This window comes from Streptomyces sp. URMC 126 (assembly GCF_051386555.1).
Classification (GTDB): domain Bacteria; phylum Actinomycetota; class Actinomycetes; order Streptomycetales; family Streptomycetaceae; genus Streptomyces.
This window is the reverse complement of the sequence record NZ_JBPQTX010000044.1, coordinates 1-22,627: the sequence shown is the minus strand read 5'-3', so window position 1 is coordinate 22,627 and position 22,627 is coordinate 1. Positions and strand designations below refer to the sequence as shown.

The window sequence follows — 22,627 nt, the reverse complement described above, 5'->3', positions numbered from 1 at the left end:
CCTCCCCGCGGCCCGTCGCCGGTCCTCCTCGCGACCGATCGGGAGCGCGTAGCATGACAGCGGAATCGTCCGGTACCCCCGCGGACTGGAACGGAAGGCACCCCGCCGCGTGAACGCACAACCAACCCCCGACCGGCCGAGCCCGCAGGACCGGCCCGCCCGCCTCACGGTCGGCGTCGTCGGCGCGGGCCGCGTGGGCCCCGCCCTCGCCGCGTCGCTCCAGCTGGCCGGGCACCGTCCCGTCGCCGTCTCGGGCGTCTCCGACGCCTCGCTCCGGCGCGCGGCCGAGATCCTGCCGGGCGTCCCGGTCGTCCCGCCCGCCGAGGTGCTGGCGCGGGCCGAACTGGTCCTGCTCACCGTCCCGGACGACGTCCTCCCGGGCCTCGTCGCCGGGCTGGCCGAGACCGGGGCCGTCCGCCCCGGGCAGCTCCTCGCCCACACCTCCGGCCGGCACGGCGCGGCCGTCCTCGACCCGGCGACCCGGGCCGGAGCCCTGCCGCTCGCCCTGCACCCCGCCATGACCTTCACCGGCACGCCGGTGGACGTGCAGCGGCTGGCCGGCTGTTCGTTCGGCGTCACCGCGCCCGAGGAGCTGCGGCTGGCCGCCGAGGCGCTGGTGATCGAGATGGGCGGCGAGCCCGAGTGGATCGACGAGGCCGCCCGTCCGCTCTACCACGCGGGCCTGGCCCTCGGCGCGAACCACCTGGTCACCCTGGTCGCCCAGGCGATGGAGCTGCTGGGCAAGGCCGGCGTCGGCAACCCGGCCCGGATGCTCGGCCCGCTGCTCGGCGCCGCCCTCGACAACGCGCTGCGCAGCGGTGACGCCGCGCTGACCGGCCCGGTCGCGCGCGGCGACGCCGGCACCGTCGCCGCCCACGTCGCGGAGCTGCGCACGCACGCCCCCCAGGCGGTCGCCGGGTACCTGGCGATGGCCCGGACGACCGCGGACCGCGCCCTCGCGCACGGCCTGCTCAAGCCGGAGTCGGCGGAAGCCCTGCTCGGTGTCCTCGCGAACGAGGCGGGCGGGCCGAACGGGACGGACGGGACGAACGGAGCGGCCGGTTCCGGCCCCTCGGACGGAGGACAGCAGTGAGCAGGGGCACCATCCGCCTCGTACGGGACACCGCGGAGCTCCGCGCCCTCCCGCGCGACCCCGCGGCCCGCCGCGCCGTCGTGATGACCATGGGCGCCCTGCACGAGGGCCACGCCACCCTGATCCGCGAGGCCCGCCGGCTCGCCGGGCCGGACGGCCAGGTCGTCGTCACCGTCTTCGTCAACCCGCTCCAGTTCGGCCCGAACGAGGACCTGGACCGCTACCCGCGCACGCTCGACGCCGACGTCGCGCTGGCCGAGGAGTCGGGCGCCGACGCCGTCTTCGCCCCGTCCGTCGCCGAGGTCTACCCCGGCGGCGAGCCGGAGGTGCGGATCAGCGCGGGGCCCATGGGCGAACGCCTCGAAGGCGCCCACCGCCCCGGCCACTTCGACGGCGTGCTGACGGTCGTCGCCAAGCTGCTGCACCTCAGCCGGCCGGACATCGCCCTGTTCGGGCAGAAGGACGCCCAGCAGCTGGCGATGATCCGCCGCATGGTCCGGGACCTCAACTTCCCGGTGGAGATCGTCGGCGTACCGACCGTCCGCGAGGCCGACGGCCTGGCCCTCTCCAGCCGCAACCGCTACCTCTCGGCCGCCGACCGGGCCTCCGCCCTGGCGCTCTCGCGTGCCCTGAACGCCGGGGCCGACGCCGCGGACCGCGGCCCGTCCGCCGTCCGCGAGGCCGCCCACGCGGTCCTGGACGCCGCCGCGACCCTAGAACCGCCCGTCGTCCTCGACTACCTGGCCCTGATCGACCCGGCCGACTTCACCGAGGTGCCCGGCGGGTTCACCGGCGAGGCGGTCCTCGCGGTCGCCGCCAAGGTCGGCACCACCCGTCTCATCGACAACATCGTGCTGGACTTCACCCAGGGGGAACGGTCATGACCGGCATACGACTCACGGCCCCGCGCCCCGGCTGGTCCGTCGACGCGGACGTCGTCGTCATCGGCTCGGGCGTCGCCGGCCTCACGGTCGCGCTGCGCTGTGCCGCCGCCGGGCGGCGGGTCGCGGTCGTCACCAAGGCCCGCCTCGACGCCGGGTCCACCCGCTGGGCCCAGGGCGGCATCGCCGCCGCCCTCGGCGAGGGCGACACCCCCGCCCAGCACCTGGACGACACCCTCGTCGCCGGCGTCGGCCTCTGCGACGAGGAGGCCGTCCGCGCGCTCGTCACCGAGGGGCCCGACGCCGTCCGCCGGCTGATCGCCACCGGCGCCCGCTTCGACACCGACCCCGTCACCGGCGAGATCCTGCTGACCCGCGAGGGCGGCCACCACCGCAACCGCATCACGCACGCGGGCGGCGACGCGACGGGCGCCGAGGTCTCGCGCGCCCTGGTCGCGGCCGTCCGGGCGGCGGACGTCAGGATCATCGAGCACGCCCTCGTCCTCGACCTCCTCAAGGACGCCGACGGCCGGGCCGCCGGCGTCTCGCTGCACGTCATGGGCGAGGGCCAGCACGACGGCGTCGGCGCCGTCCGCGCCCGGGCCGTCGTGCTGGCCACCGGCGGCATGGGCCAGGTCTTCGCCGCGACCACCAACCCCGCCGTCTCCACCGGCGACGGCGTCGCCCTCGCGCTGCGCGCCGGCGCCGAGGTCTCCGACCTGGAGTTCGTCCAGTTCCACCCCACCGTGCTCTGGCTCGGCCCGGACGCCGAGGGCCAGCAGCCGCTGGTCTCCGAGGCCGTCCGCGGCGAGGGCGCGTACCTCGTCGACGCCGACGGCGTCCGCTTCATGGTGGGGCAGCACGAACTGGCCGAGCTGGCGCCGCGCGACATCGTCGCGAAGGGGATCATGCGCCGGATGCGGGAGACCGGCGCCGACCACATGTTCCTGGACGCCCGGCACTTCGGCGCCGCGATGTGGGCCGAGCGCTTCCCGACCATCCTGGCCGCCTGCCGGGCGCACGGCATCGACCCGGTGACCCAGCCGATCCCGGTCGCCCCCGCCGCGCACTACGCGTCCGGCGGCGTCCGCACCGATGTGCGCGGCCGGACGACCGTGCCCGGCCTGTACGCGTGCGGCGAGGTCGCGTGCACCGGCGTGCACGGCGCGAACCGGCTGGCGTCCAACTCGCTGCTGGAGGGCCTGGTCTTCGCGGAGCGCATCGCGGCGGCCGTGACCGCCGACGAGACCGCGCCCGGCGAGCCCGTACCGGCGGACGGCCCGGGTGAACCGCTCGTCGCCCCCGAGGACCGCCACACGATCCAGCGGATCATGACCCGCGGCGCCGGGGTCCTGCGCTCCGCCGCCGGCCTCGCCGAGGCGGCCGACCGGCTGGACGCCGTGGGGCGCGCCGCGCACACCGACGGCAAGAGCGCCGAGCCCGGCACCGAGGCATGGGAGGCCACCAACCTCCTGCTGGTGGCCCGCGTGCTGGTCGCCGCCGCCCTCCGCCGCGAGGAGACCCGCGGCAGCCACTGGCGCGAGGACCGGCCGGACCGCGACGACGAGCGGTGGCGCCGCCACCTCCTCGTCACCCTCCGCCCGGACCGTACGCTTGCGGTCTCCACCACCAAGACGCCCGCCTTCCCCCCGGTTTCCCCGCCGTCCCCGCCTTCCGCACCGAGGAGCACCGCGTGACCACGCCCGACGACCTCCAGTACCGGCTCACCACCCTGCCCGACGAACCGGGCTGCGGCGGCGACTGCGCCTGCGGCGAGGGCGGCTCCGCCTACGAGTGCGGGCTCGACAGCGGCCTCGCGGCGCTGCTCGCGGACGCCGGCCTGGACCCGGTGCTGGTCGAGGAGATCGCGCACATGGCCGTCGAGGAGGACCTGGACGGCGGCGTGGACGTCACCTCCGTGGCCACCATCCCCGAGGACGCCGTCGCGACCGGCGACTTCACCGCCCGCGAGGCCGGCACGGTGGCCGGCCTGCGCGTCGCCGAGGCGATCCTCTCCGTGGTCTGCACCGACGACTTCGAGGTCGAGCGGCACGTCGAGGACGGCGACCGGGTCGACGCCGGACAGCGCCTGCTGTCCGTCACCACCCGCACCCGCGACCTGCTCACCGCCGAGCGCAGCATGCTCAACCTGCTCTGCCGCCTCTCCGGCATCGCCACCGCCACCCGCCTCTGGGCCGACGTCCTGGAGGGCACCGGCGCGGTCGTCCGCGACACCCGGAAGACCACGCCCGGCCTGCGCGCCCTGGAGAAGTACGCGGTCCGCTGCGGCGGCGGCGTCAACCACCGGATGTCCCTCTCGGACGCCGCGCTGGTCAAGGACAACCACGTGATCGCGGCCGGCGGCGTCGCCGAGGCGTTCCGGGCCGTCCGCGAGCGGTTCCCGGACCTGCCGATCGAGGTGGAGGTCGACCACCTGGAGCAGATCCCGCCGGTCCTCGCCGAGGGCGCCGACCTGATCATGCTCGACAACTTCAGCGTGGAGCGCACCCGCGAGGCCGTCGCCCTCGTCGCCGGCCGCGCCCGGCTGGAGTCCTCGGGCCGCCTCACCCTGGCCAACGCCCACGAGTACGCCGCCACCGGCGTGGACTACCTGGCCGTCGGCGCGCTCACGCACTCCTCGCCGATCCTGGACATCGGCCTGGACCTGCGGGAGCAGGGTCTCGGGGAGCAGGGGGGCGGCGCCTGATGCTGCTCACCATCGACGTCGGCAACACCCAGACCGTCCTCGGCCTCTTCGACGGCGAGGAGATCGTCGAGCACTGGCGGATCTCCACCGACCCCCGGCGCACCGCCGACGAGCTCGCCGTCCTCTTCCAGGGCCTCATGGGCCGCCACCCGCTGCTCGGTGACGACCTGGGCGACGGCATCGAGGGCATCGCCATCTGCTCCACCGTCCCCTCGGTGCTGCACGAGATGCGCGAGGTGACCCGCCGCTACTACGGCGACGTCCCGGCCGTCCTGGTCGAGCCCGGTGTGAAGACCGGCGTGCCGATCCTCATGGACAACCCCAAGGAGGTCGGCGCGGACCGCATCATCAACGCGGTCGCCGCGGTCGAGCTCTACGACGGCCCCGCCATCGTCGTCGACTTCGGCACGGCCACCACCTTCGACGCGGTGAGCGCGCGCGGCGAGTACGTGGGCGGCGTGATCGCGCCCGGCATCGAGATCTCCGTGGAGGCGCTGGGCGTCAAGGGCGCCCAGCTCCGCAAGATCGAACTGGCCCGGCCGCGCAGCGTGATCGGCAAGAACACCGTCGAGGCGATGCAGTCCGGCATCATCCACGGCTTCGCCGGCCAGGTGGACGGCGTCGTCAACCGCATGGCGCGGGAGCTCGCGGACGACCCCGACGACGTCACCGTCATCGCGACCGGCGGCCTGGCGCCGCTGGTGCTCGCCGAGGCCACGGTGATCGACGAGCACGAGCCGTGGCTGACGCTGATCGGGCTCCGGCTGGTGTACGAGCGGAACGTGGCGCGGGCGTAGGGCCGGGCGGGTCTCCGGGTCCGCCACGCCGGCGGCCGGCAGCGGCCGTCGGGCCCGTCGCGGCAGCGGCCGTCGGACCGGGCGGGCTCCGGTCCGTTCCGGCGGCCGGGCCGGGGGCGTCGAGCCTCCCGGCCCCGGGCCGCGGCGGCCCGTCCGAGCGGGAAACGGGGGCGTGTTCGAGCCACGCCGCAGGGGCCACGCTCAGCGAAAATTGTCCGTTTAGCACTTAAAGTCGGCCCATGCCTACGCCCTATGGATCCCACGGCGGCATGGCGTTCAGCGCCGACGAGCTGCGCGTGCTCCGACGTGCCCTCGCCATCGCCCTCCAGCCCCGCACCGAGAACGCCGAGAAGCAGAGCTGCCTCCGGCTCGCGCAGGCCGTGGACGAAGCGGCCAGGGAAGGCGGCAGGCTGCGCGCCTTCCTCCGCGCGGACCTCGCCCGCTACCGCGCCGCCCTGCCCGGCACCGCGCCCGGCTACGTGGAACGCCTCCAGGACGCCCTGGCGGCCGGTCACCGTCCCGGGGCGGAGGACCTGGCCGCCCTGCGCGCCCTGTGCGCCGTCCCGGCGGGACCCGCCGAGACGGACCGCCGCCGGTCCCTCCTCCAGCGCTGCGAGCGGCTCGCGGAGGCCGCCGTACGGACCCGGCTCGCCGACTGCGCGGCCCCCGGCCCGCGCGGCGCCCCCACGAGCGTCCTCCCGGGCGTTCCCCTGACGTCGGCCCCGCCGGCCGCCCGGCCGCGCGCGGGCACGCACGACGCCCTCCCGGCCACGGCGGGCCCGGACGCGCCCAAGCCGGGCGCCCGGCCCGCCGCGAAGCCCGGCCCGGCGCCAGCCCCCGCGCCCAAGGCCCCCGCTCCCGCGCCCAAGGGCCCGCGTCCCGGCCGGCCCATTCCGACCCCGGGCGAGGTCTTCCCGCCGCGCCGCAAGCCGGCGCCGTCCGGGGAGCTGGCCGTCCGCCGGACCGCCGGGCCCGGAACGCGGACCGCCGGGCACGGAACGGAGGTCCGCCACGGACCGCCGCTGGCGCGCGCGTAGTCTGGACGGGGCGCCGCGCATCCGGTTCCTCCGGACGCGTCCCGCCTCTCCCCGACCCCTCCCGACCCGAAGGAGCCGACGGCCATGGACTATGTCGCCGCCCTCGTCCCGCCCGTCTTCATGGCGATCGCCTTCACCGCGCTGGTCGTGACGATCGTCAAGAGCCAGGGCGGTGCGAACAAGGCCAAGGAAGACGCCATCGTCGACGCCATGGCCCGCGCCGAGGCCGCCGGCGGTTCCCCGGAGGCGAAGACCGCAGGAGCGTGAACCGCGCCGGAAACCCGGCGGTACGGAGGGCGCGCGGCCCGGAGGAGTATTTCCCGGGCCGCGCGCCCTTTTCGCGGCCCCCCGCCGGATAAACCGGCATTCGAGACATCTCCCACTATTATTCGCGTGTGGTTCGACGCCTCGGTGATCTGGAAGACGCCGTCATGACGCGCGTGTGGGAGTGGAACCGGCCGGTCACTGTTCGAGAAGTCCTCGAAGACCTTCAGCAGGAACGGTCGATCGCCTACACCACCGTCATGACCGTAATGGACAACCTGTATCAGAAGGGCTGGCTGCGCAGGGAAGCCGAGGGCCGGGCCTATCGATATGAGGCGGTCTCCAACCGGGCCGCGTACTCGGCCGCACTGATGAACGAAGCCTGGTCCGTCAGTGACAACCCCGCGGCCGCTCTCGTCGCCTTCTTCGGCATGATGTCGGCCGAACAACGGGAAGCCCTCCGGGACGCGATCCGCGTCGTCCAACTCGGTCGGCCCGGGGAGGACGAGCCGTCGCCGGGGCGATAGCGTCCGCTTATGCCCGCAGCTTCCGAAGCAGCTTCCGAGCGTCCCGCCCCGGCTAAAGTCCTCACCGTCCGCAGGGCCCGGACCTCCGATGTGCCCGCCGTGCGCCGGCTCATCAACACCTACGCCCGCGACCGCATCCTGCTCGACAAAGCGACGGTGACCCTTTACGAGGACATCCAGGAGTTCTGGGTCGCCGAACGCGACGAAGACGGTACGGTCATCGGATGCGGCGCACTGCACGTGATGTGGGAAGACCTCGCCGAGGTCCGCACGCTGGCCGTCGACCCCACGGTCAAGGGCGGCGGGGTCGGCCACGCGGTACTCGACAAGCTGCTGCAGACGGCGCGCTGGCTGGGGGTGCGGCGCATTTTCTGCCTCACCTTCGAAGTCGAGTTCTTCGCCAAGCACGGCTTCGTCGAGATCGGTGAGACCCCGGTGGACGGTGATGTCTACAGCGAGCTGCTGCGCTCCTATGACGAGGGTGTTGCCGAGTTCCTGGGTCTCGAACGGGTGAAGCCGAACACCCTTGGCAACAGCCGGATGCTTCTGCATCTGTGACCGCCGGTCCCTATGTCCGAATCGCGCCCCTATCGTGCCGTCCTGGAAGCCGTCGTTCCCGCGCGGAAGGGCGACTGAACCTTCCCCGGGGGTTTGTGTTTTTCCGGGAAAGGCGGTTTGCTATTCCTCCGTAATCCCTTTTCTGCTGATGAAAGGAATCCCCCCGTGGCGCAGAAGGTTCAGGTCCTTCTTGTCGACGACCTCGACGGCGGCGAGGCGGACGAGACGGTCACGTTCGCCCTGGACGGCAAGACGTACGAGATCGACCTCACCACCGCCAACGCCGACAAGCTGCGCGGGCTGCTGGAGCCGTACGCCAAGAACGGCCGCCGCACCGGCGGGCGCTCGGCCGGCCGCAGCCGTGGTGGCCGTGCCGCCTCCGCAGGGGCGAGCCAGGACACCGCGAAGATCCGCGCGTGGGCCAAGGAGAACGGTTACAACGTCAACGACCGGGGCCGTGTCCCCGCCGACATTCGCGAGGCGTACGAGAAGGCCAACGGCTGAACCCCCGTCGGCCCCCTGCGCGACCGTCCGGCGCGCAGCAGCCGAGTTCGGTGGCATTCCGTGGCCGCCGCGCTCACCAGCCGTACGTAATCGGGGGCGAGCCTGCCGCCCCCGAGGCCGGTCACCGGAAGTGTCGGCTCCACCTCGCGGCCAGGCCGGGGAGGCCGCAGCCATACGGCCTCCCGCGCATCGGAAAGGCTCCCGTCCGGGGTTTCCCGGGCTGGTGCGGCCTCACCGGCTTCCCTGGCTTTCCGGGCCTCCCGGGGTGCGCGGCTTTCGCGGTTTCCCTGGTTTCCCCGGCTTTCCCGGGCCGTCCCGCCGCCGCGGGACCGGATGCCGACGGGCAGCGGTGCGGGGATCCGGCCGCCGGAGCCCCGTGCGGTGAGGTCCAGGGCGATTCCGTCCCACTCCAGCCAGCGCAGCAGCTCCGGCAGTTCGTCGGCGCTGCCGACGGCGGTCAGGAACCACAGCGTCCCGTCCCGCCGGTCGAGCGCCACCGGCCCCGTGGGGCGCACCCTCGCCAGAACCGCGACGCCCGCGTCGGCGGGCAGGCCCAGCGCGTCGAAGCGCACCCCGGTCGGCAGCCCGAGCGGCTCGCCGCCGGTCGTGGGCCAGCCGAGCTCGTGCTCGTACCAGTGCCGCCGCCGGGCCTCGGGCCCGTCGGAGAGCCGCGGTTCCGCGTCCTGGGGGACGCGGGGGCCGGGAAGGGCGCCGGACGGCCGGGTGACGGCGGAGCCGACGGATGGGCGGACGGACGGCGGAACAGGGGCCATGACCGGTGCAACTGAGCCGACGCCTCCGGGTTACGCAGTGTCCGTAATCGGGCACGCTCCGTACAAGAGGAGCGGGGCGCACAAGCGCTCCGGGTGGTGCGACGGTGTTCGCCCGTAGCGGAGTGCGCGGGCCCGCGCCGCATGGAGCGTGCGCCCCAGGGGGTAGGACTCCCACCATGGGGAGAGGCGGTACCGCAGGGTTCACGGCGGGTCCGCCGGCCCGATCCGGGGGCACGGCCGGTCCGGCCGGACCAGGGGTGCGTTCGCCATCGGCGTAGTGGCGGTGAGCGTATATGCCTGGCCTGCGGGAACATCGTCTCCCACCATCGGGTTGGAGGAGTTGTCGGCTGTTCGGCAGCAGGTTTCCCCGTCAGCGCGGGGGTGATCCGGACGGATGTCGGCAGTTGGAATGAGCTGTCCCGTCCCGCGGGACTAGCATGCGGAAGGACAGGGAGGGGACCGACCCCTTACTGCCTGACCGCTCTGAGGAGCGATTAACGATGTTCGAGAGGTTCACCGACCGTGCGCGGCGGGTTGTCGTCCTGGCTCAGGAAGAAGCCCGGATGCTCAACCACAACTACATCGGCACCGAGCACATCCTCCTGGGCCTGATCCACGAGGGTGAGGGTGTCGCCGCTAAGGCCCTGGAGAGCCTCGGGATTTCGCTCGAGGCGGTCCGCCAGCAGGTGGAGGAGATCATCGGCCAGGGCCAGCAGGCCCCGTCCGGGCACATCCCCTTCACCCCCCGTGCCAAGAAGGTGCTGGAGCTGTCGCTCCGCGAGGCCCTTCAGCTCGGCCACAACTACATCGGTACGGAGCACATCCTGCTCGGCCTGATCCGCGAGGGCGAGGGCGTCGCCGCCCAGGTCCTCGTGAAGCTGGGCGCCGACCTGAACCGGGTGCGGCAGCAGGTCATCCAGCTGCTCTCCGGCTACCAGGGCAAGGAGGCCGCCACCGCCGGCGGCCCGGCCGAGGGCACCCCCTCGACCTCGCTCGTCCTGGACCAGTTCGGCCGCAACCTCACGCAGGCCGCCCGCGAGTCCAAGCTCGACCCGGTCATCGGGCGCGAGAAGGAGATCGAGCGGGTCATGCAGGTGCTGTCCCGCCGTACCAAGAACAACCCGGTCCTCATCGGCGAGCCCGGCGTCGGCAAGACCGCCGTCGTCGAGGGACTGGCCCAGGCCATCGTCAAGGGCGAGGTGCCCGAGACCCTCAAGGACAAGCACCTCTACACCCTGGACCTCGGCGCCCTGGTCGCGGGCTCCCGCTACCGCGGTGACTTCGAGGAGCGCCTGAAGAAGGTCCTCAAGGAGATCCGCACCCGCGGCGACATCATCCTGTTCATCGACGAGCTGCACACGCTCGTCGGCGCGGGTGCCGCCGAGGGCGCGATCGACGCCGCCTCGATCCTCAAGCCGATGCTGGCCCGCGGTGAGCTGCAGACCATCGGTGCCACGACGCTCGACGAGTACCGCAAGCACCTGGAGAAGGACGCCGCGCTGGAGCGCCGCTTCCAGCCCATCCAGGTCGCCGAGCCGTCGCTGCCGCACACGATCGAGATCCTCAAGGGTCTGCGCGACCGGTACGAGGCGCACCACCGCGTCTCCATCACCGACGAGGCCCTGGTCCAGGCCGCGACCCTGGCCGACCGCTACATCTCCGACCGCTTCCTGCCGGACAAGGCGATCGACCTGATCGACGAGGCCGGTTCCCGGATGCGCATCCGCCGGATGACCGCGCCGCCGGACCTCCGCGAGTTCGACGAGAAGATCGCCGACGTGCGCCGGGAGAAGGAGTCCGCGATCGACTCGCAGGACTTCGAGAAGGCCGCTTCCCTCCGCGACAAGGAGAAGCAGCTGCTGGCCGCCAAGGCCAAGCGGGAGAAGGAGTGGAAGGCCGGCGACATGGACGTCGTCGCCGAGGTCGACGGCGAGCTGATCGCCGAGGTCCTGGCCACGGCCACCGGCATCCCGGTCTTCAAGCTGACCGAGGAGGAGTCCTCGCGTCTGCTCCGCATGGAGGACGAGCTCCACAAGCGCGTCATCGGCCAGAAGGACGCCATCAAGGCGCTCTCCCAGGCCATCCGGCGCACCCGTGCGGGTCTGAAGGACCCGAAGCGTCCGGGCGGATCGTTCATCTTCGCCGGCCCCTCCGGTGTCGGTAAGACCGAGCTGTCCAAGACGCTCGCCGAGTTCCTCTTCGGCGACGAGGACGCGCTGATCTCCCTCGACATGTCGGAGTTCAGCGAGAAGCACACGGTCTCGCGTCTCTTCGGTTCGCCCCCCGGCTACGTGGGCTACGAAGAGGGCGGCCAGCTGACCGAGAAGGTGCGGCGCAAGCCGTTCTCGGTGGTCCTCTTCGACGAGGTCGAGAAGGCCCACCCGGACATCTTCAACTCGCTGCTGCAGATCCTGGAGGACGGTCGCCTGACCGACTCCCAGGGCCGGGTCGTGGACTTCAAGAACACGGTCATCATCATGACGACCAACCTCGGTACCCGGGACATCTCCAAGGGCTTCAACCTGGGCTTCGCCGCCCAGGGCGACGTCAAGACCGGCTACGAGCGGATGAAGGCCAAGGTCAACGAGGAGCTCAAGCAGCACTTCCGGCCCGAGTTCCTCAACCGTGTCGACGACACGGTGGTCTTCCACCAGCTGTCGCAGGAAGACATCATCCAGATCGTCGACCTGATGATCGCCAAGGTGGACGAGCGCCTGCGCGACCGCGACATGGGCATCGAGCTGAGCGGCGACGCGAAGCAGCTGCTCGCGAAGCGCGGTTACGACCCGATCCTGGGCGCGCGCCCGCTGCGCCGGACGATCCAGCGCGAGATCGAGGACATCCTCTCCGAGAAGATCCTCTTCGGTGAGCTCCGGCCCGGCCACATCGTGGTCGTCGGCACCGAGGGTGAGGGCGAGGAGAAGAAGTTCACCTTCCGCGGCGAGGAGAAGTCGGCTCTGCCGGACACCCCGCCGGTAGAGCAGGCGGCTGGCGGCGCCGGGCCGAACCTGTCGAAGGACGCGTGAGCGACGCTTCGGTAGCGCTTGCTGAGTAGGGCTTTCGGCCCCGGAACCGTGTGGAACGGTTCCGGGGCCGATTGTCATGGGTAGAGGATGACCTTGCTGGTGAGCTGTTTCCCGAAGCGCTGCGCATCGACGATATGCGGGTGCGTGCCGACCCGCTGGACCTCTATCCGGAGGTCCGGGAGGCCGCCGTCGTGCAGTACGCCGAGATCCAGGCCGCCCGCCGAGAGAGGCGTCTCATCGGTCACCAGGACTTTCGTCAGGCCTGGGAAAAGGCGCCGGACCGGCACGCTCACGGTGGGGTCGCGGACGATCAGCCCGAGTTCGCGGACGTGAGGGAACGGCATGATGTCCTCGACGCCGCCCAAGACCCGCTCGTGCAGCGTCAGGCGGGTAAGACGCGGCAGTTCGTGAAGTTGCTCGAAGAGGTTTGCGGGACCCGCCAGTCTGGCATTGACGAAAAGGTCTTCAACGGTTGCCCAGCGCCTGATGCCCTCCAGGTCGAATGGGGTCTCACCGCTGAGGGAGACCCGGGTGACGTGAGGCGGCGGGGCCGGCAGACCGATCGTCGGCCCGGGGTGGTCAACGTTGAGGATCAATTCCTGCAGCGCGCTCAGCTTCGGCAGGACCTCCCATAGCTCCGCAGCGAAGTGGAACAGCCACAGGCGTTTCAGGTCGAGCTGTGCCAGTGCTGATATGTCGCGCGACCGGGTGCAGCCCGGAAGACTCAGCTCTTCAAGCTCCGGGTGTTCCCTCAGGAAATCGAGGTCGGTCAACAGGCCGTCGCGGTCCGTGATGACCAGTCGGCTGACCTTCCGCCCGAGCAGCGTCGCTCGGATGGATTCCGCGTCGTAGTGCCCGGTGAACTGGACCCCGGCGACGTCCCCCAAGCGCCGGAAGAAAGCGCATTCGGTACGGTCGGACAGCCGGATGAACAGGTCATTCAGCTGCATTTCCGTGAGGACCTTCTTCGCGAACAAGGCGGTCGGCATGGCTTCCCAGGCGTAGGCGACCTCTTGGCGGACGCTTGTCGCAGGGAACTGTCCGTAACGCTGGAGCAGCGGGATCGCGGGCTCGCCCATCGCGCGAAGAACACTGGCGTAGACCTTCGCCGTGCTCGCGGGCAGCCCCGCAGGGTCGGGGATGGCTCGTAACGCATCGGCTCCCAGCGAGCGGAGGCAGTCGATTTCGTGTTGCTGTTGGGGCTCGCCCAGCGCCTTGACGAGATCCCACGCCTGGGTGTGCAGATCGTCATCGATCGCCGTCGCACTGGTCGCGCACTCCGCGGCCAGCGTTCGCAGGGACCACAACGTCTTTCGCTCGGTGACTCTGACGCCGGCGCCTATGAGACCGTTGACGATACGGCGGACCTCGCTGCGGCTGCAGTGACCGATAACGAGCCGGATGACGTCCTGCCACTGCTCTTCCGCCGCGTGATCGAGCAACTCGTCCAAGCAGTCGGAATCCTGGAATTCCTTTGCGGCGAGGAAGTCCTGGAACGTCCGGTGGACGAACTGGATGGAGTCCGACGACCGTTCCTGGAGAAGACCGCTGCGGTTGAGCAAATGCTCCAGGAGCCTTTCCGGGGAGTCGTCCCGCAGCCGTCGCAGGCCGAGCTTGGCCCGGTCGATCTGGCGGACCGCCTGTTCGCGGGTGAGTTCCGTCTGTCTGTTCCGTACGAGCCACACTGCGACACGCTGGAGGAGCTGCTGGGCCTCCTCCGGCTGTATGACGACGCCCTCTGGTGCCCCGATGCCTCGCTGTTCGTCGCGGTCGCCGAGAAGCATCGCGAGCGCCGCCCGGTAAAGGGACCAGCGGGTGTGTGGGAGGAGGCCGCTGCGGCGGCGGTGGAGGGCGCAGATGACGGCACAGAGGAGTGGTGTGCGGGCGAGGTTCCGTACAGTCTTGTTGCGGCGGAACTCCAGAGCGAGGTTCCGCTCCAGTTCGTCCAGTCTGGTCCGCTCCTCAGTGGAACCGCGGCTCGCCGGAAGTCCGTCGCACTCCAGCCGTGCCGCGTTGTGCCATGCCCTCACGAACGCCTGGATGTCCCCGTCGCTCATCGGCAGCAGACGCAGTTCCTCGAAGCCCTGCCAGTCCAGCCAGCCGTCCTCCACCGCGCGCGGGCGGACGGTCGCTAGGCAGCGGGTCTGGGGATAGCGGCGTAGGAACTCGTCCAGCCACTGGCGGGCGGGGGCGCGGGACTCGCGGGGGAGTTCGTCCAGACCGTCCACCAGGAGCAGGACACGGCCGGAGTCGAGGACTCGGCCCGCCCAGCCGTCGGGCGGATCGTCCTCCATCAGGCCGGCGATCGTGGGGATCTTGGCCGGTTTGGGGGCGGTAATGCCCAGTGCGGCCAGGCGGCGCATGGGGACGACGAAGGGAACCAGGCCGTTCAGGGCTGCCAGTTTCCTCGGCAGGGTCTGGCAGGCCGCGTGTGCGGCCAGCCACCACACGAGTGTCGTCTTGCCGGCGCCCGCCTCGCCGCGGAGGACCGCGCGGGGGTGCAGGGCCAGCAGGTCCTCGACGCGGCGGGGTTCCGGCGGGAGCCGGTCGCGGCCGGGGGCCGGCTCGGCCTGGAGGCTCAAGTAGGCGGTGTCCAGGTCCCAGCGCTTCTCGTGTTCGCCCAGGTCGTCGAGGCCGAACACCTCCAGCCGGCTGTAGCGGGCCTTGACCGCCGCCGCGTAGCGCGTCTCGTACGCGAAGTCGTCGATGCGCGGGTGGTGCAGCGGGATGGGGGCGGGTGCCTCGGGCCAGTTTTTCGCGAGGGCTGTCGCGAAGCCCGGTTCGCCGAGGATGCGGAAGAGGGGGACGGCCTCGATGGCGGAGTGCTGCCAGCCATCCCTGTCCTCGGCCACCACACCCACCAGCAGCGGACCCGCGTACACCGGCCCGCCGGAGAGGCCCGACCAGGGTGACGTGCCCGGGCGGGCCGGAACCGGCGGGTGGTGGTCCGTGCGGAGGACGGACCGGCCGCGCAGCCGGGCCGCGCCCGGCGTGAGCGTCCCGGGGACCTGGGCGACGTCCAGGTCGCCGAGCGCGGACCGTTCGACGTCCGGGAAGCCCAGGGCCTGGCAGCCCGGTATCGGCTCCCGCGTATTGAGGACGCCCCAGCGCAGCGGTGGGAGCGCTTCCGCGTTCACCAGCGGGCGGTAGGTCCGGAGCAGGGCGGCGTCGCTGGCTTCGGGCGTGCCGCGCCACAGGACGTCGCAGGGGGTCGGCGCGACGTTGCCGAGGGCGATGGCTTCGACCGGGGTGCCGGCGTCCAGGATGTGCGCGCTGGTCAGGATGAGGTCCGGGGTCAGCAGGACGCCGCTGCCCTGGCGGGCCGCGAGGACCGCGACCACCCGGTCCTCCGGTGTCACTGCCCCGGCTCCGCCGTCCCGAAGTTCGACACCCCGCCCGGCCGCTGGTTGCCGACCTTCCAGCCGGTGCCGGTGCGCATGTCCTTCGGGGTGAGGGTGAAGGTGACCTTGTGGGTGCGGGAGGAGCCGCGGGTGCCGTCGACGCCCGCGTCGACGACCCAGGCGCGGACCTTGCCGGAGCCCTTGACCTCGCGGCGCATCTCGATGCCGAACTCCATGGTGATGTCGCCGACCTCGAAGCCCAGGTCCTTGCCCTCGCCGGTGGCGGCGGCGCTGGTGAGGCCGGTGCGGATGGCCTCGACGGCCTCCGCGAGCTCGATGCCTTCGAAGGGCGATGCGTCGGTCATGGCGTGGGCCCCCTGGTCGTCGCTGTGCGTGTGCGGGTGTTGACGGGGAGCGTACCGGCGGCCGGGGGGCTTTGGTCCCGAAACGGACGAGTCGGTGGTCCCGGCGCGGTGACAAGGCACACAGGGGATTTCGCGAGTACTAAGCGAATTAGCAGGGAAGCGGTCTTCGGAATCGCGCTAAGAGGGCCCGGAATTTCGGTGGGCGAGGGAATGCGGAGATATTCGGTTCCTACTAGGGGAGGCCGTAGAAAGGCCACTTGGAGCGGTTCGGAAGCGGCGGCTATCAAGGTAGGGCGATCCCGGTCCGCAGCCGGGATCGATCCCTGCCTGGAGGTTTTTTCTTTATGTCGAAGCGCACCGTTTTCCGTACCCGCCGCACCGCCACCACTCTGGCCGTCGGCCTGGGGGCGTCGCTGGCACTGGGTGCGGGCGTGGCGCTGGCCGCGGAGCCCGCCGTCCATGGGTTCTCCGCGCTGTCCGCCGAGTCCGCGACCGCCTTCGGCGAGTCGCTGAAGGCGCAGGCCGAGACGCAGAAGAAGGTCGCCGACAAGGAGCACGCCGAGAAGGCGGCCAAGGCCGAGCAGGCCAAGCGCGCGGCCGACAAGGAGCGTGCGAACCGTTCGCAGGCCCGCGCCAACCTGGCCGACGCCTGGGTGAAGCCGGTCGACGGGTACGTCATCGGCCAGCCGTTCGGCAAGGACGGCAGCATGTGGGCCAACAAGCACAGCGGCCAGGATCTCGTCGTGCCCAGCGGTACCGCCGTGAAGGCCGTCCACAAGGGCGTCGTCGTCAAGGCCGGCGCCAACGGTGGCGGCGACGGTGCCGCCTACGGCAACGCCATCGTGATCAAGCACGACGACAACACGTACTCCCAGTACGCGCACCTGTCGTCCGTCGCCGTCCAGGTCGGCCAGAGCGTGACCGCCGGCCAGCAGATCGGTCTGTCGGGCTCCACCGGCAACTCGTCCGGTCCGCACCTGCACTTCGAGATCCGTACGACCCCGAACTACGGCTCCTCGGTCGAGCCGCTCGGCTTCCTGAGCGGTCACGGCGAGAAGCTCTGACATCAGCCGGATGTGAGGAAGGGCGGGAACCCACGTGGGTTCCCGCCCTTCGGGCGTCTCAGGCCGTCACTCCGCCGGGGCGAGCGTCTTGCCCGGGTCGCCCGCCGGTGCCCCCACCGGTGCCGCCGCCCGGGCCCCCGCCCGTGCCTCCAGTTCCCTGAGCACCGCCAGCTCGACGACGTCGATCCCGCCCTCGGGGCGGACCACCGTGACGCCGCGGGCCTCGGCGGTGGTGAGGAGGCCGTGGACGACCGCGGGGCTGCCGAGCAGGAACGCGAGCGGGTACAGGCTCACCTCGCAGGTCTTCTTCCGGCCGAAGGCACCGCCCCGGTAGACGATCTCGCCGGGGACGAGCACGTCCTGCACCGTGCCCGTCTCGTCCGCGCCCCGCAGGCGGCGGAAGAGGAGCGAGGTGAGGGTTTCGGCGACCCGGTCCAGGACCCAGTCGCGGCCCGGGACGGCGATCAGGACGCGGCGGACGCCCTCGAAGGCGCCGTCGATCAGGTCTTTCGTCAGCGAGCGGTAGCCGCCGACCATGCGGATCTCGACGACCTTGTCCCAGGGGATGTCGTCGCCGTCGAAGCCGACCGAGTCGGGGCCCACGCTCACCGCGCCGAACCGGTCGAGGAGCCGGAGCGGCTTCGCCAGCGCCGCCGGGACCAGCGGGTGGCTGCCGATCAGCGTCCCCAGGGACACCTTCCAGGGCCGGGTGGCCGGGGTGTCCGGGGCGCCGAGGCGTTCGAGGGCCTCCATGACCCAGTCGCCGCCGGCGGCCAGCCGCTCCCTGCTCGCGTCCGCCGCCGTCCGGCCCGCCGTCGCGGAGCGTCCGGCCGCCTCCCGTCCGGCCGCCGCGGCGCGCTCGGCGGCGGCCCTTCCGGCGCTCGCCGCCTGGGTCAGCGCTCCGCCGACGTTGCCGAGCCGTCCCTTGATGCCCATCAGTCCCCCTGGTGGTGCGGCGCCCGTTCGTCCGGCGCCTTTGGTTCAGCCCGCAACTGTAACGGCGATCTTGGGTGGGGTGGCCCGGCGTGCCCCTGGTGACAGCCGCGGGTGCCCCAGGCGACAGCCATGGGCGGGGGGACGCTCAGTCCGGGACCCGGATGATGGGAAAGCTTCCGGTGCTCGTCGGTGACGACTCCGGCAGCCACAGCACGGCGATGGCCCCGCCGCCGCCCTCCGCCTCCGGGTCCGCGTTGCGGAAGGTGAGGCGCGCGCCCAGCACCCGGGCCTGGCCGGCGGCGATCGTCAGGCCGAGGCCGTGGCCCTTGCCGGCCCGGTCCTCGCTGCCGGTGCGGAAGCGGCTGGGGCCCTCCCGCAGCAGGTCCTCGGGGAAGCCCGGGCCGTGGTCGCGGACCCGTAGCACCCGGCCCTCGACGGTCACCTCGACCGGGCCGCTGCCGTGCTTGGCGGCGTTGGCGAGCAGGTTGCCGAGGATGCGTTCCAGCCGCCGCGGGTCGGTGTTGACGTAGGCGTGCCGGACGACGGTGACCCGGGCGTCGGGCGAGAAGGTGCGCACCCGGCGCACCACGAACTCGCCGAGCTCGATCTCCTGCATCTCGGCGCGCTCGGCGAACCCGTCCAGCCGGGCGACCTCCAGCACGTCCTCGACCAGGGTCCGCATGGCCTGGGCGCGGTCCCTGACCAGTTCGGTGGGGCGCCCCGGGGGCAGCAGTTCGGCGGCCGTCAGCAGGCCGGTGACGGGGGTGCGCAGCTCGTGGGCGATGTCGGCGGTGACCCGCCGCTCCGCCTCCAGCCGGTCCTGGAGGGCCTGGGCCATGCCGTCCACGGCGCGGGCGAGGTCGTCCGTCTCGTCGCGCACCCGGCCGCCGATGGCCTCCCGTACGCGGACGTCGCGGTCGCCGTCGGCGAGCTTGCGGGCGGCGGCGGACGCCTTGCGCAGCCGGCGGGAGAGCTGGCCGCCGATGAGGATGCCCAGCGCGCAGCCGCCCAGGACGACGGAGACCGAGCCGATGATCAGCGCCCGGTCCATCTCGTCGAGGATCTTCAGCCGGTCCTGGAACGGCTGGTGCATGGAGAGGATCTTGCCGTTGGCCAGCGGGACCGACGCCCAGACCTGCGGGGCGGAGCCCCCGGTGTCCTGGACGAAGGTGGCGCGCTGGCCGAGGGCCGCGGCCTCCCGCAGTTGCTCGGGCAGCGCCGGGTCGTCCACCTTGGCGTGCAGCGTGGTGCGGCCCTGGCTGGTCCGGTAGTAGCGCTCGGCCAGCTGGATGCGCTGGTCCATCACATCCCGGCTGCTGTTGATCATGGAGGCGCGGGCCGCGTTGTGCACGACCAGGCTGAGCGCGACCGCGATCAGGGCGCCGACGCCGGCGATGGCGAGGCTGACCTTCCAGCGGAGTCCGCTGCGGAGGGTGAGGTTCACCATGGTGCGGAGGGCCGGGCGGCGGGACGGAGTGGGGTGACCGGACGGGGTGAAACGGCCGGGTGGGGTGAAACGGCCGGGTGGAGCGATGCGGCCGGGTGGGGCGATGCGACCTGGTGGGGGCGGGTCACGAAACCTCAGCCTCTGAGTTTGTAGCCGAAACCGCGGACCGTCTCGATACGGTCCTGACCGATCTTGCCCCGCAGCCGCTGCACATGGACGTCCACCACGCGCGTGTCGCCGCCCCAGCCGTAGTCCCAGACGCGCTCCAGCAGCCGGTCCCGGGACAGCACGGTGCCGGGAGCCGACGAGAACTCCAGCAGCAGCCGCATCTCGGTGGGCGTCAGCGCGACGGGCGCGCCGCCCTTGCGGACCTCCATGCCCTCCGTGTCGACCTCCAGGTCGCCGAAGCGCAGCAGACCGCCGCCCTCGATACCGCCGTGCTCGTCCGCGCCCCCGGACCCCGCCGCGCCGCTGGCGTGCCCGAAGCGGCGCAGCACCGCGCGTATCCGGGCGACCAGGACGGCGCCGTCGAAGGGCTTGGTGACGTAGTCGTCGGCGCCGGCCTCCAGGCCGAGGACGACGTCGATGGAGTCGGCGCGCGCCGACAGCATGATCACGGGGACGGTGGACTCGTCACGGATGCGCCGGCAGAGGCTGACGCCGTCCAGGCCCGGGACCATCACGTCGAGCAGGGCGATGTCCGGATGCCGCTCCCGGAACCGCTCCAGGCCCTGCAGGCCGTCGGGGACGGCGGTGACGACGAAGCCGTCCCGTTCGAGGGCCAGCTGTGTCGCCTCGCGAATCACGTCGTCGTCCTCGACGAACAGCACATGCGTATCGGCCACGCCGCTCCCAGCCCTCCTAGCCCGAATTCTCGCTCTTGCCGCCGACCTTGCTGAAGTCGGTGTGCGTACGCCCGGTCTCCCGGAACTTGCCGTCCGACCAGTGGTACGTCACCTCGTCCTCGCCCGAGGGGTCGGCGACCGGGTCGCCCGATCCGTAGATCTGCGAGGTGATCAGCAGATCGCCCCGGTCGATGTCGGCGTAGACGGGCGACTGCTCGGACGAGAACACATTCTCGTACGAGTCGCCCTTCGCACGGTACACATACGAACCGATGCCGATGGCGTCGCCGCAGGTCAGGATGTTCACGACGACGTCGTCACGGGAGCCGCCGGTCAGCTGTCCGTAGATCACGTCGACCGGGTACTGGTTCTTCACGCACGGCTTGAAGTTCTTCTTGACCGCGTCGCTGATCTTCGGATCCGACTTGATCAGGGCGGCGGCGTCGACCTTCCGCGGGGCGGGGGGCGCGGACGGCGTCACCGTGCGCTTCTCCGCCTTCGCCGCCGACTGCGGCTGGGCGGGGCCCTCCTTGCGGACGCCCTCGCTGCTGGTGTTGCAGCCGACGAGCAGCAGCCCGGCGACCGCGGCGAACGCCGTGACCGCCCCTCCGGCGATCAGTGCCGGACGGGCGGGTCTCGTGGCCGGATCGGTCCGGCCCGCCTCCTCGCCGATCGCCTTTCTCAGGCCGCGCACCGTTCCTGCCCCCGCTCGTGACGATCGAGAGCGTGGAAGTCCAGGTCCCGGTTCTCCAGCTCCTGGCGCAGCCTCGCCAGCGCCCGGTGCAGGGTGCTCTTGACCGTGCCGGTCGACATGCCGAGCGCCTCCGCCGTCTCCTCGGTGCTCATCTGCTCCCAGTGTCGCAGCACGACGACACTGCGCTGCTTGGGCGCCAGGACACCCAGGACGTCCATCAGCAGCGCGCGGTCGGCGTGCTGCTCGGTACCGTCCTCGACGCTGGCGTCGGGAAGCTGCTCGGTGGGCACCTCGTCGAGCTTACGGGCCCGCCACCACTCCGTACGAGTGTTGATCATGACACGGCGGAGGTAGGCGTCGGCGAGCGACTTGTCGGCTATGCCGTCCCAGCGGCCGTAGGTGCGGACCAGAGCGGTCTGGAGCAGGTCCTGAGCGTCGATGGGGTCCGGGACGAGCCGCCGCGCACTCCGCAGGAGAGCGTCCTGACGGTTGCGAACGTACTCCTCGAAGTCCAGAACCTTGCCGCTGCTGGCCATACTCGCAGCCTCCATTCCGCTTGCGTCCCCGTGCCTGCCGGTCTGCGCCGGACGGTCCTCCAGCACGAGAGAGGACGCTACGGAGGAGCTGTTGCGACGTGATGTGCGGCAGCACTGCGGCTGGTGCACAGCTGTCCATAGGTTGTGTAACAGCTGGGGGGTAAGGGCAACTCTGTCCGATTCGGGAGGGTCGGAGGGCGTGATGTACGGCGGCCGGGCGGGGGCCCGCGGCGGCTGAGCGGGGGCCTGCGGCGGCCCGCGGCCGTCAGGTCAGCGGCAGCCGGTACGTCCCGCCCTCCAGCGGCTCCACGAGCCCGTCCGCCACCAGCCCGTCCAGCGCCCGGGCCCGCTGCACGGGCTCGTTCCAGACGGCGTCCAGCGCCTCCTGCGGCACCGGCTCCACCGCCTCCCGCAGCACCGCCAGCAGCTTGCCGCGGACCTGGCGGTCGGTACCGGCGTAGGTCTGGCCGCGGCGCGGCGGACCGTCGTGCTCGGGCGAGCCGGCGGCGCGCCAGGCGCAGCGGGCGGCGATCGGGCAGCGCCCGCAGTCCGGCGTACGGGCCGTGCACACCAGCGCGCCCAGTTCCATGGACGCCGCCGCCCAGCGGGCGGCCACCGCCTCCTCCCCGGGCAGCAGCTCCCGGGCCAGCCGGCGCTCGGCGGCCGTGGTGGCGTTCGGCGGGTACTGGACGCCGGTGACGGCCCGGGCGAGGACCCGGCGCACATTGGTGTCGAGGACGGCGTGGCGCCGCCCGTACGCGAAGGAGGCCACGGCGGCGGCCGTGTACTCGCCGACGCCCGGCAGCGCCAGCAGCGCGGCGTGGTCGTCCGGCACCTCGCCGCCGTGCCGCTCGGTGATCGCGGTCGCCGCGGCGTGCAGCCGCAGCGCCCGGCGCGGGTAGCCGAGCCGGCCCCAGGCGCGGACGGCCTCGCCCGGCGGCTCGGCGGCCAGGGCGGCGGGACGCGGCCAGCGGGCGAGCCACTCCTCGTACACCGGCAGGACGCGGCTGACGGGCGTCTGCTGGAGCATGAACTCGCTGACCATCACGCCCCAGGGGCCGGCCTCCGGGCGCCGCCAGGGCAGATCCCGGGCGTGCGTCTCGAACCAGGCGATCACCGGCAGGTGCAGGGCGCCGCCGGAGCCCGGCTCCGGCGCCCGCGACGGGCCGGGGGACGGGGACGCCGGGACGGCCGGGGACGGGATCCGGTCCTGGGACTGTCTCTTATACACA

21 protein-coding genes are annotated in these 22,627 nt (G+C 72.3%); 12 read left to right on the top strand and 9 right to left on the bottom strand.

Features of this window, described 5'->3' with window-relative positions; all coding sequences use genetic code 11:
* Nucleotides 1-109: 109 nt before the first annotated feature.
* The 10 genes from ACSNOK_RS08290 to ACSNOK_RS08245 all read left to right on the top strand — a co-directional run bounded on the left by ACSNOK_RS08290 (nt 110) and on the right by ACSNOK_RS08245 (nt 8,368).
* Nucleotides 110-1,093: a Rossmann-like and DUF2520 domain-containing protein gene (locus tag ACSNOK_RS08290; RefSeq protein WP_436779941.1), complete on the top strand. Its 984-nt coding sequence runs from the start codon at nt 110-112 to the stop codon at nt 1,091-1,093.
* Nucleotides 1,090-1,977 (top strand): pantoate--beta-alanine ligase, encoded by an 888-nt coding sequence (gene panC / locus ACSNOK_RS08285; RefSeq protein WP_436779940.1) that lies wholly within the window; start codon nt 1,090-1,092, stop codon nt 1,975-1,977. Before ACSNOK_RS08290 ends, panC begins: the two co-directional genes overlap by 4 nt.
* Complete coding sequence (locus tag ACSNOK_RS08280) at nt 1,974-3,671, top strand: L-aspartate oxidase (protein ID WP_436779939.1); 1,698 nt, start codon at nt 1,974-1,976, stop codon at nt 3,669-3,671. The genes panC and ACSNOK_RS08280 overlap by 4 nt, the downstream gene beginning before the upstream one ends.
* A complete protein-coding gene (nadC, locus tag ACSNOK_RS08275; protein ID WP_436779938.1) occupies nt 3,668-4,681 on the top strand; it encodes a carboxylating nicotinate-nucleotide diphosphorylase in 1,014 nt (337 codons plus the stop codon). Before ACSNOK_RS08280 ends, nadC begins: the two co-directional genes overlap by 4 nt.
* Nucleotides 4,681-5,478, top strand: a complete 798-nt coding sequence (locus ACSNOK_RS08270) for a type III pantothenate kinase (RefSeq protein WP_436779937.1) — start codon at nt 4,681-4,683, stop codon at nt 5,476-5,478. Before nadC ends, ACSNOK_RS08270 begins: the two co-directional genes overlap by 1 nt.
* Before the next feature lie 239 nt (nt 5,479-5,717).
* Nucleotides 5,718-6,515: a hypothetical protein gene (locus ACSNOK_RS08265; RefSeq protein ID WP_436779936.1), complete on the top strand. Its 798-nt coding sequence runs from the start codon at nt 5,718-5,720 to the stop codon at nt 6,513-6,515.
* A gap of 84 nt (nt 6,516-6,599) precedes the next feature.
* Complete coding sequence (locus tag ACSNOK_RS08260) at nt 6,600-6,782, top strand: hypothetical protein (RefSeq protein WP_436779935.1); 183 nt, start codon at nt 6,600-6,602, stop codon at nt 6,780-6,782.
* 128 nt (nt 6,783-6,910) lie between these two features.
* The gene (locus ACSNOK_RS08255; protein WP_436779934.1) at nt 6,911-7,306 is read left to right on the top strand and encodes a BlaI/MecI/CopY family transcriptional regulator; all 396 of its coding nucleotides are present in this window, start codon (nt 6,911-6,913) and stop codon (nt 7,304-7,306) included.
* Nucleotides 7,307-7,315: 9 nt separating this feature from the next.
* Nucleotides 7,316-7,864: an amino-acid N-acetyltransferase gene (locus tag ACSNOK_RS08250; RefSeq protein ID WP_436779933.1), complete on the top strand. Its 549-nt coding sequence runs from the start codon at nt 7,316-7,318 to the stop codon at nt 7,862-7,864.
* Between the two features lie 165 nt (nt 7,865-8,029).
* Nucleotides 8,030-8,368, top strand: a complete 339-nt coding sequence (locus tag ACSNOK_RS08245) for a histone-like nucleoid-structuring protein Lsr2 (protein WP_223766412.1) — start codon at nt 8,030-8,032, stop codon at nt 8,366-8,368.
* Here ACSNOK_RS08245 and ACSNOK_RS08240 read toward each other — a convergent pair.
* The gene (locus tag ACSNOK_RS08240; RefSeq protein ID WP_436779932.1) at nt 8,299-9,141 is read right to left on the bottom strand and encodes an SCO3374 family protein; all 843 of its coding nucleotides are present in this window, start codon (nt 9,139-9,141) and stop codon (nt 8,299-8,301) included. The genes ACSNOK_RS08245 and ACSNOK_RS08240 overlap by 70 nt on opposite strands.
* A gap of 500 nt (nt 9,142-9,641) precedes the next feature.
* On the opposite strand from ACSNOK_RS08240, the gene ACSNOK_RS08235 reads away from it, so the two are divergent.
* On the top strand, nt 9,642-12,167 hold the full coding sequence (locus ACSNOK_RS08235; protein WP_004949520.1) for an ATP-dependent Clp protease ATP-binding subunit: 2,526 nt from the start codon (nt 9,642-9,644) through the stop codon (nt 12,165-12,167).
* A 74-nt stretch (nt 12,168-12,241) separates the two neighbouring features.
* Here the strand turns inward: ACSNOK_RS08235 and ACSNOK_RS08230 are convergent, their stop codons facing one another.
* Both ACSNOK_RS08230 and ACSNOK_RS08225 read right to left on the bottom strand, forming a co-directional pair.
* The gene (locus ACSNOK_RS08230) at nt 12,242-15,526 is read right to left on the bottom strand and encodes an NACHT domain-containing protein (protein ID WP_436779931.1); all 3,285 of its coding nucleotides are present in this window, start codon (nt 15,524-15,526) and stop codon (nt 12,242-12,244) included.
* Nucleotides 15,523-15,873 (bottom strand): trypco2 family protein, encoded by a 351-nt coding sequence (locus tag ACSNOK_RS08225; RefSeq protein WP_436779930.1) that lies wholly within the window; start codon nt 15,871-15,873, stop codon nt 15,523-15,525. The genes ACSNOK_RS08230 and ACSNOK_RS08225 overlap by 4 nt, the downstream gene beginning before the upstream one ends.
* A 344-nt stretch (nt 15,874-16,217) precedes the next feature.
* On the opposite strand from ACSNOK_RS08225, the gene ACSNOK_RS08220 reads away from it, so the two are divergent.
* Nucleotides 16,218-16,937, top strand: coding sequence for a M23 family metallopeptidase (locus tag ACSNOK_RS08220; RefSeq protein WP_436779929.1), 720 nt, complete (start codon nt 16,218-16,220; stop codon nt 16,935-16,937).
* Between the two features lie 66 nt (nt 16,938-17,003).
* On the opposite strand, the gene ACSNOK_RS08215 is transcribed toward ACSNOK_RS08220, so the two are convergent.
* From ACSNOK_RS08215 to ACSNOK_RS08190, 6 genes are all read right to left on the bottom strand, one after another.
* Nucleotides 17,004-17,873, bottom strand: a complete 870-nt coding sequence (locus ACSNOK_RS08215) for a hypothetical protein (protein WP_436779928.1) — start codon at nt 17,871-17,873, stop codon at nt 17,004-17,006.
* A gap of 145 nt (nt 17,874-18,018) precedes the next feature.
* Complete coding sequence (cseC, locus tag ACSNOK_RS08210; RefSeq protein WP_436779951.1) at nt 18,019-19,566, bottom strand: two-component system sensor histidine kinase CseC; 1,548 nt, start codon at nt 19,564-19,566, stop codon at nt 18,019-18,021.
* On the bottom strand, nt 19,455-20,165 hold the full coding sequence (gene cseB / locus ACSNOK_RS08205; RefSeq protein WP_436779927.1) for a two-component system response regulator CseB: 711 nt from the start codon (nt 20,163-20,165) through the stop codon (nt 19,455-19,457). Before cseB ends, cseC begins: the two co-directional genes overlap by 112 nt.
* A 16-nt stretch (nt 20,166-20,181) precedes the next feature.
* Nucleotides 20,182-20,859, bottom strand: a complete 678-nt coding sequence (locus ACSNOK_RS08200; protein WP_436779926.1) for a hypothetical protein — start codon at nt 20,857-20,859, stop codon at nt 20,182-20,184.
* Entirely contained in the window at nt 20,847-21,395 is a 549-nt protein-coding gene (locus ACSNOK_RS08195; RefSeq protein ID WP_004949546.1) for a SigE family RNA polymerase sigma factor, read from the bottom strand. The genes ACSNOK_RS08200 and ACSNOK_RS08195 overlap by 13 nt, the downstream gene beginning before the upstream one ends.
* Before the next feature lie 265 nt (nt 21,396-21,660).
* Complete coding sequence (locus ACSNOK_RS08190; RefSeq protein ID WP_436779925.1) at nt 21,661-22,626, bottom strand: A/G-specific adenine glycosylase; 966 nt, start codon at nt 22,624-22,626, stop codon at nt 21,661-21,663.
* Nucleotide 22,627: the final 1 nt, after the last annotated feature.

Coding starts and splice junctions, on each gene's coding strand:
- ACSNOK_RS08270 (WP_436779937.1), top strand. CDS start 4,681: ATGCTGCTCACCATCGACGTCGGCAACACCCAGACCGTCCTCGGCCTC.
- ACSNOK_RS08215 (WP_436779928.1), bottom strand. CDS start 17,873: ATGGGCATCAAGGGACGGCTCGGCAACGTCGGCGGAGCGCTGACCCAG.
- ACSNOK_RS08225 (WP_436779930.1), bottom strand. CDS start 15,873: ATGACCGACGCATCGCCCTTCGAAGGCATCGAGCTCGCGGAGGCCGTC.
- ACSNOK_RS08280 (WP_436779939.1), top strand. CDS start 1,974: ATGACCGGCATACGACTCACGGCCCCGCGCCCCGGCTGGTCCGTCGAC.
- ACSNOK_RS08195 (WP_004949546.1), bottom strand. CDS start 21,395: ATGGCCAGCAGCGGCAAGGTTCTGGACTTCGAGGAGTACGTTCGCAAC.
- ACSNOK_RS08235 (WP_004949520.1), top strand. CDS start 9,642: ATGTTCGAGAGGTTCACCGACCGTGCGCGGCGGGTTGTCGTCCTGGCT.
- ACSNOK_RS08240 (WP_436779932.1), bottom strand. CDS start 9,141: ATGGCCCCTGTTCCGCCGTCCGTCCGCCCATCCGTCGGCTCCGCCGTC.
- ACSNOK_RS08265 (WP_436779936.1), top strand. CDS start 5,718: ATGCCTACGCCCTATGGATCCCACGGCGGCATGGCGTTCAGCGCCGAC.
- ACSNOK_RS08260 (WP_436779935.1), top strand. CDS start 6,600: ATGGACTATGTCGCCGCCCTCGTCCCGCCCGTCTTCATGGCGATCGCC.
- ACSNOK_RS08220 (WP_436779929.1), top strand. CDS start 16,218: ATGTCGAAGCGCACCGTTTTCCGTACCCGCCGCACCGCCACCACTCTG.
- ACSNOK_RS08250 (WP_436779933.1), top strand. CDS start 7,316: ATGCCCGCAGCTTCCGAAGCAGCTTCCGAGCGTCCCGCCCCGGCTAAA.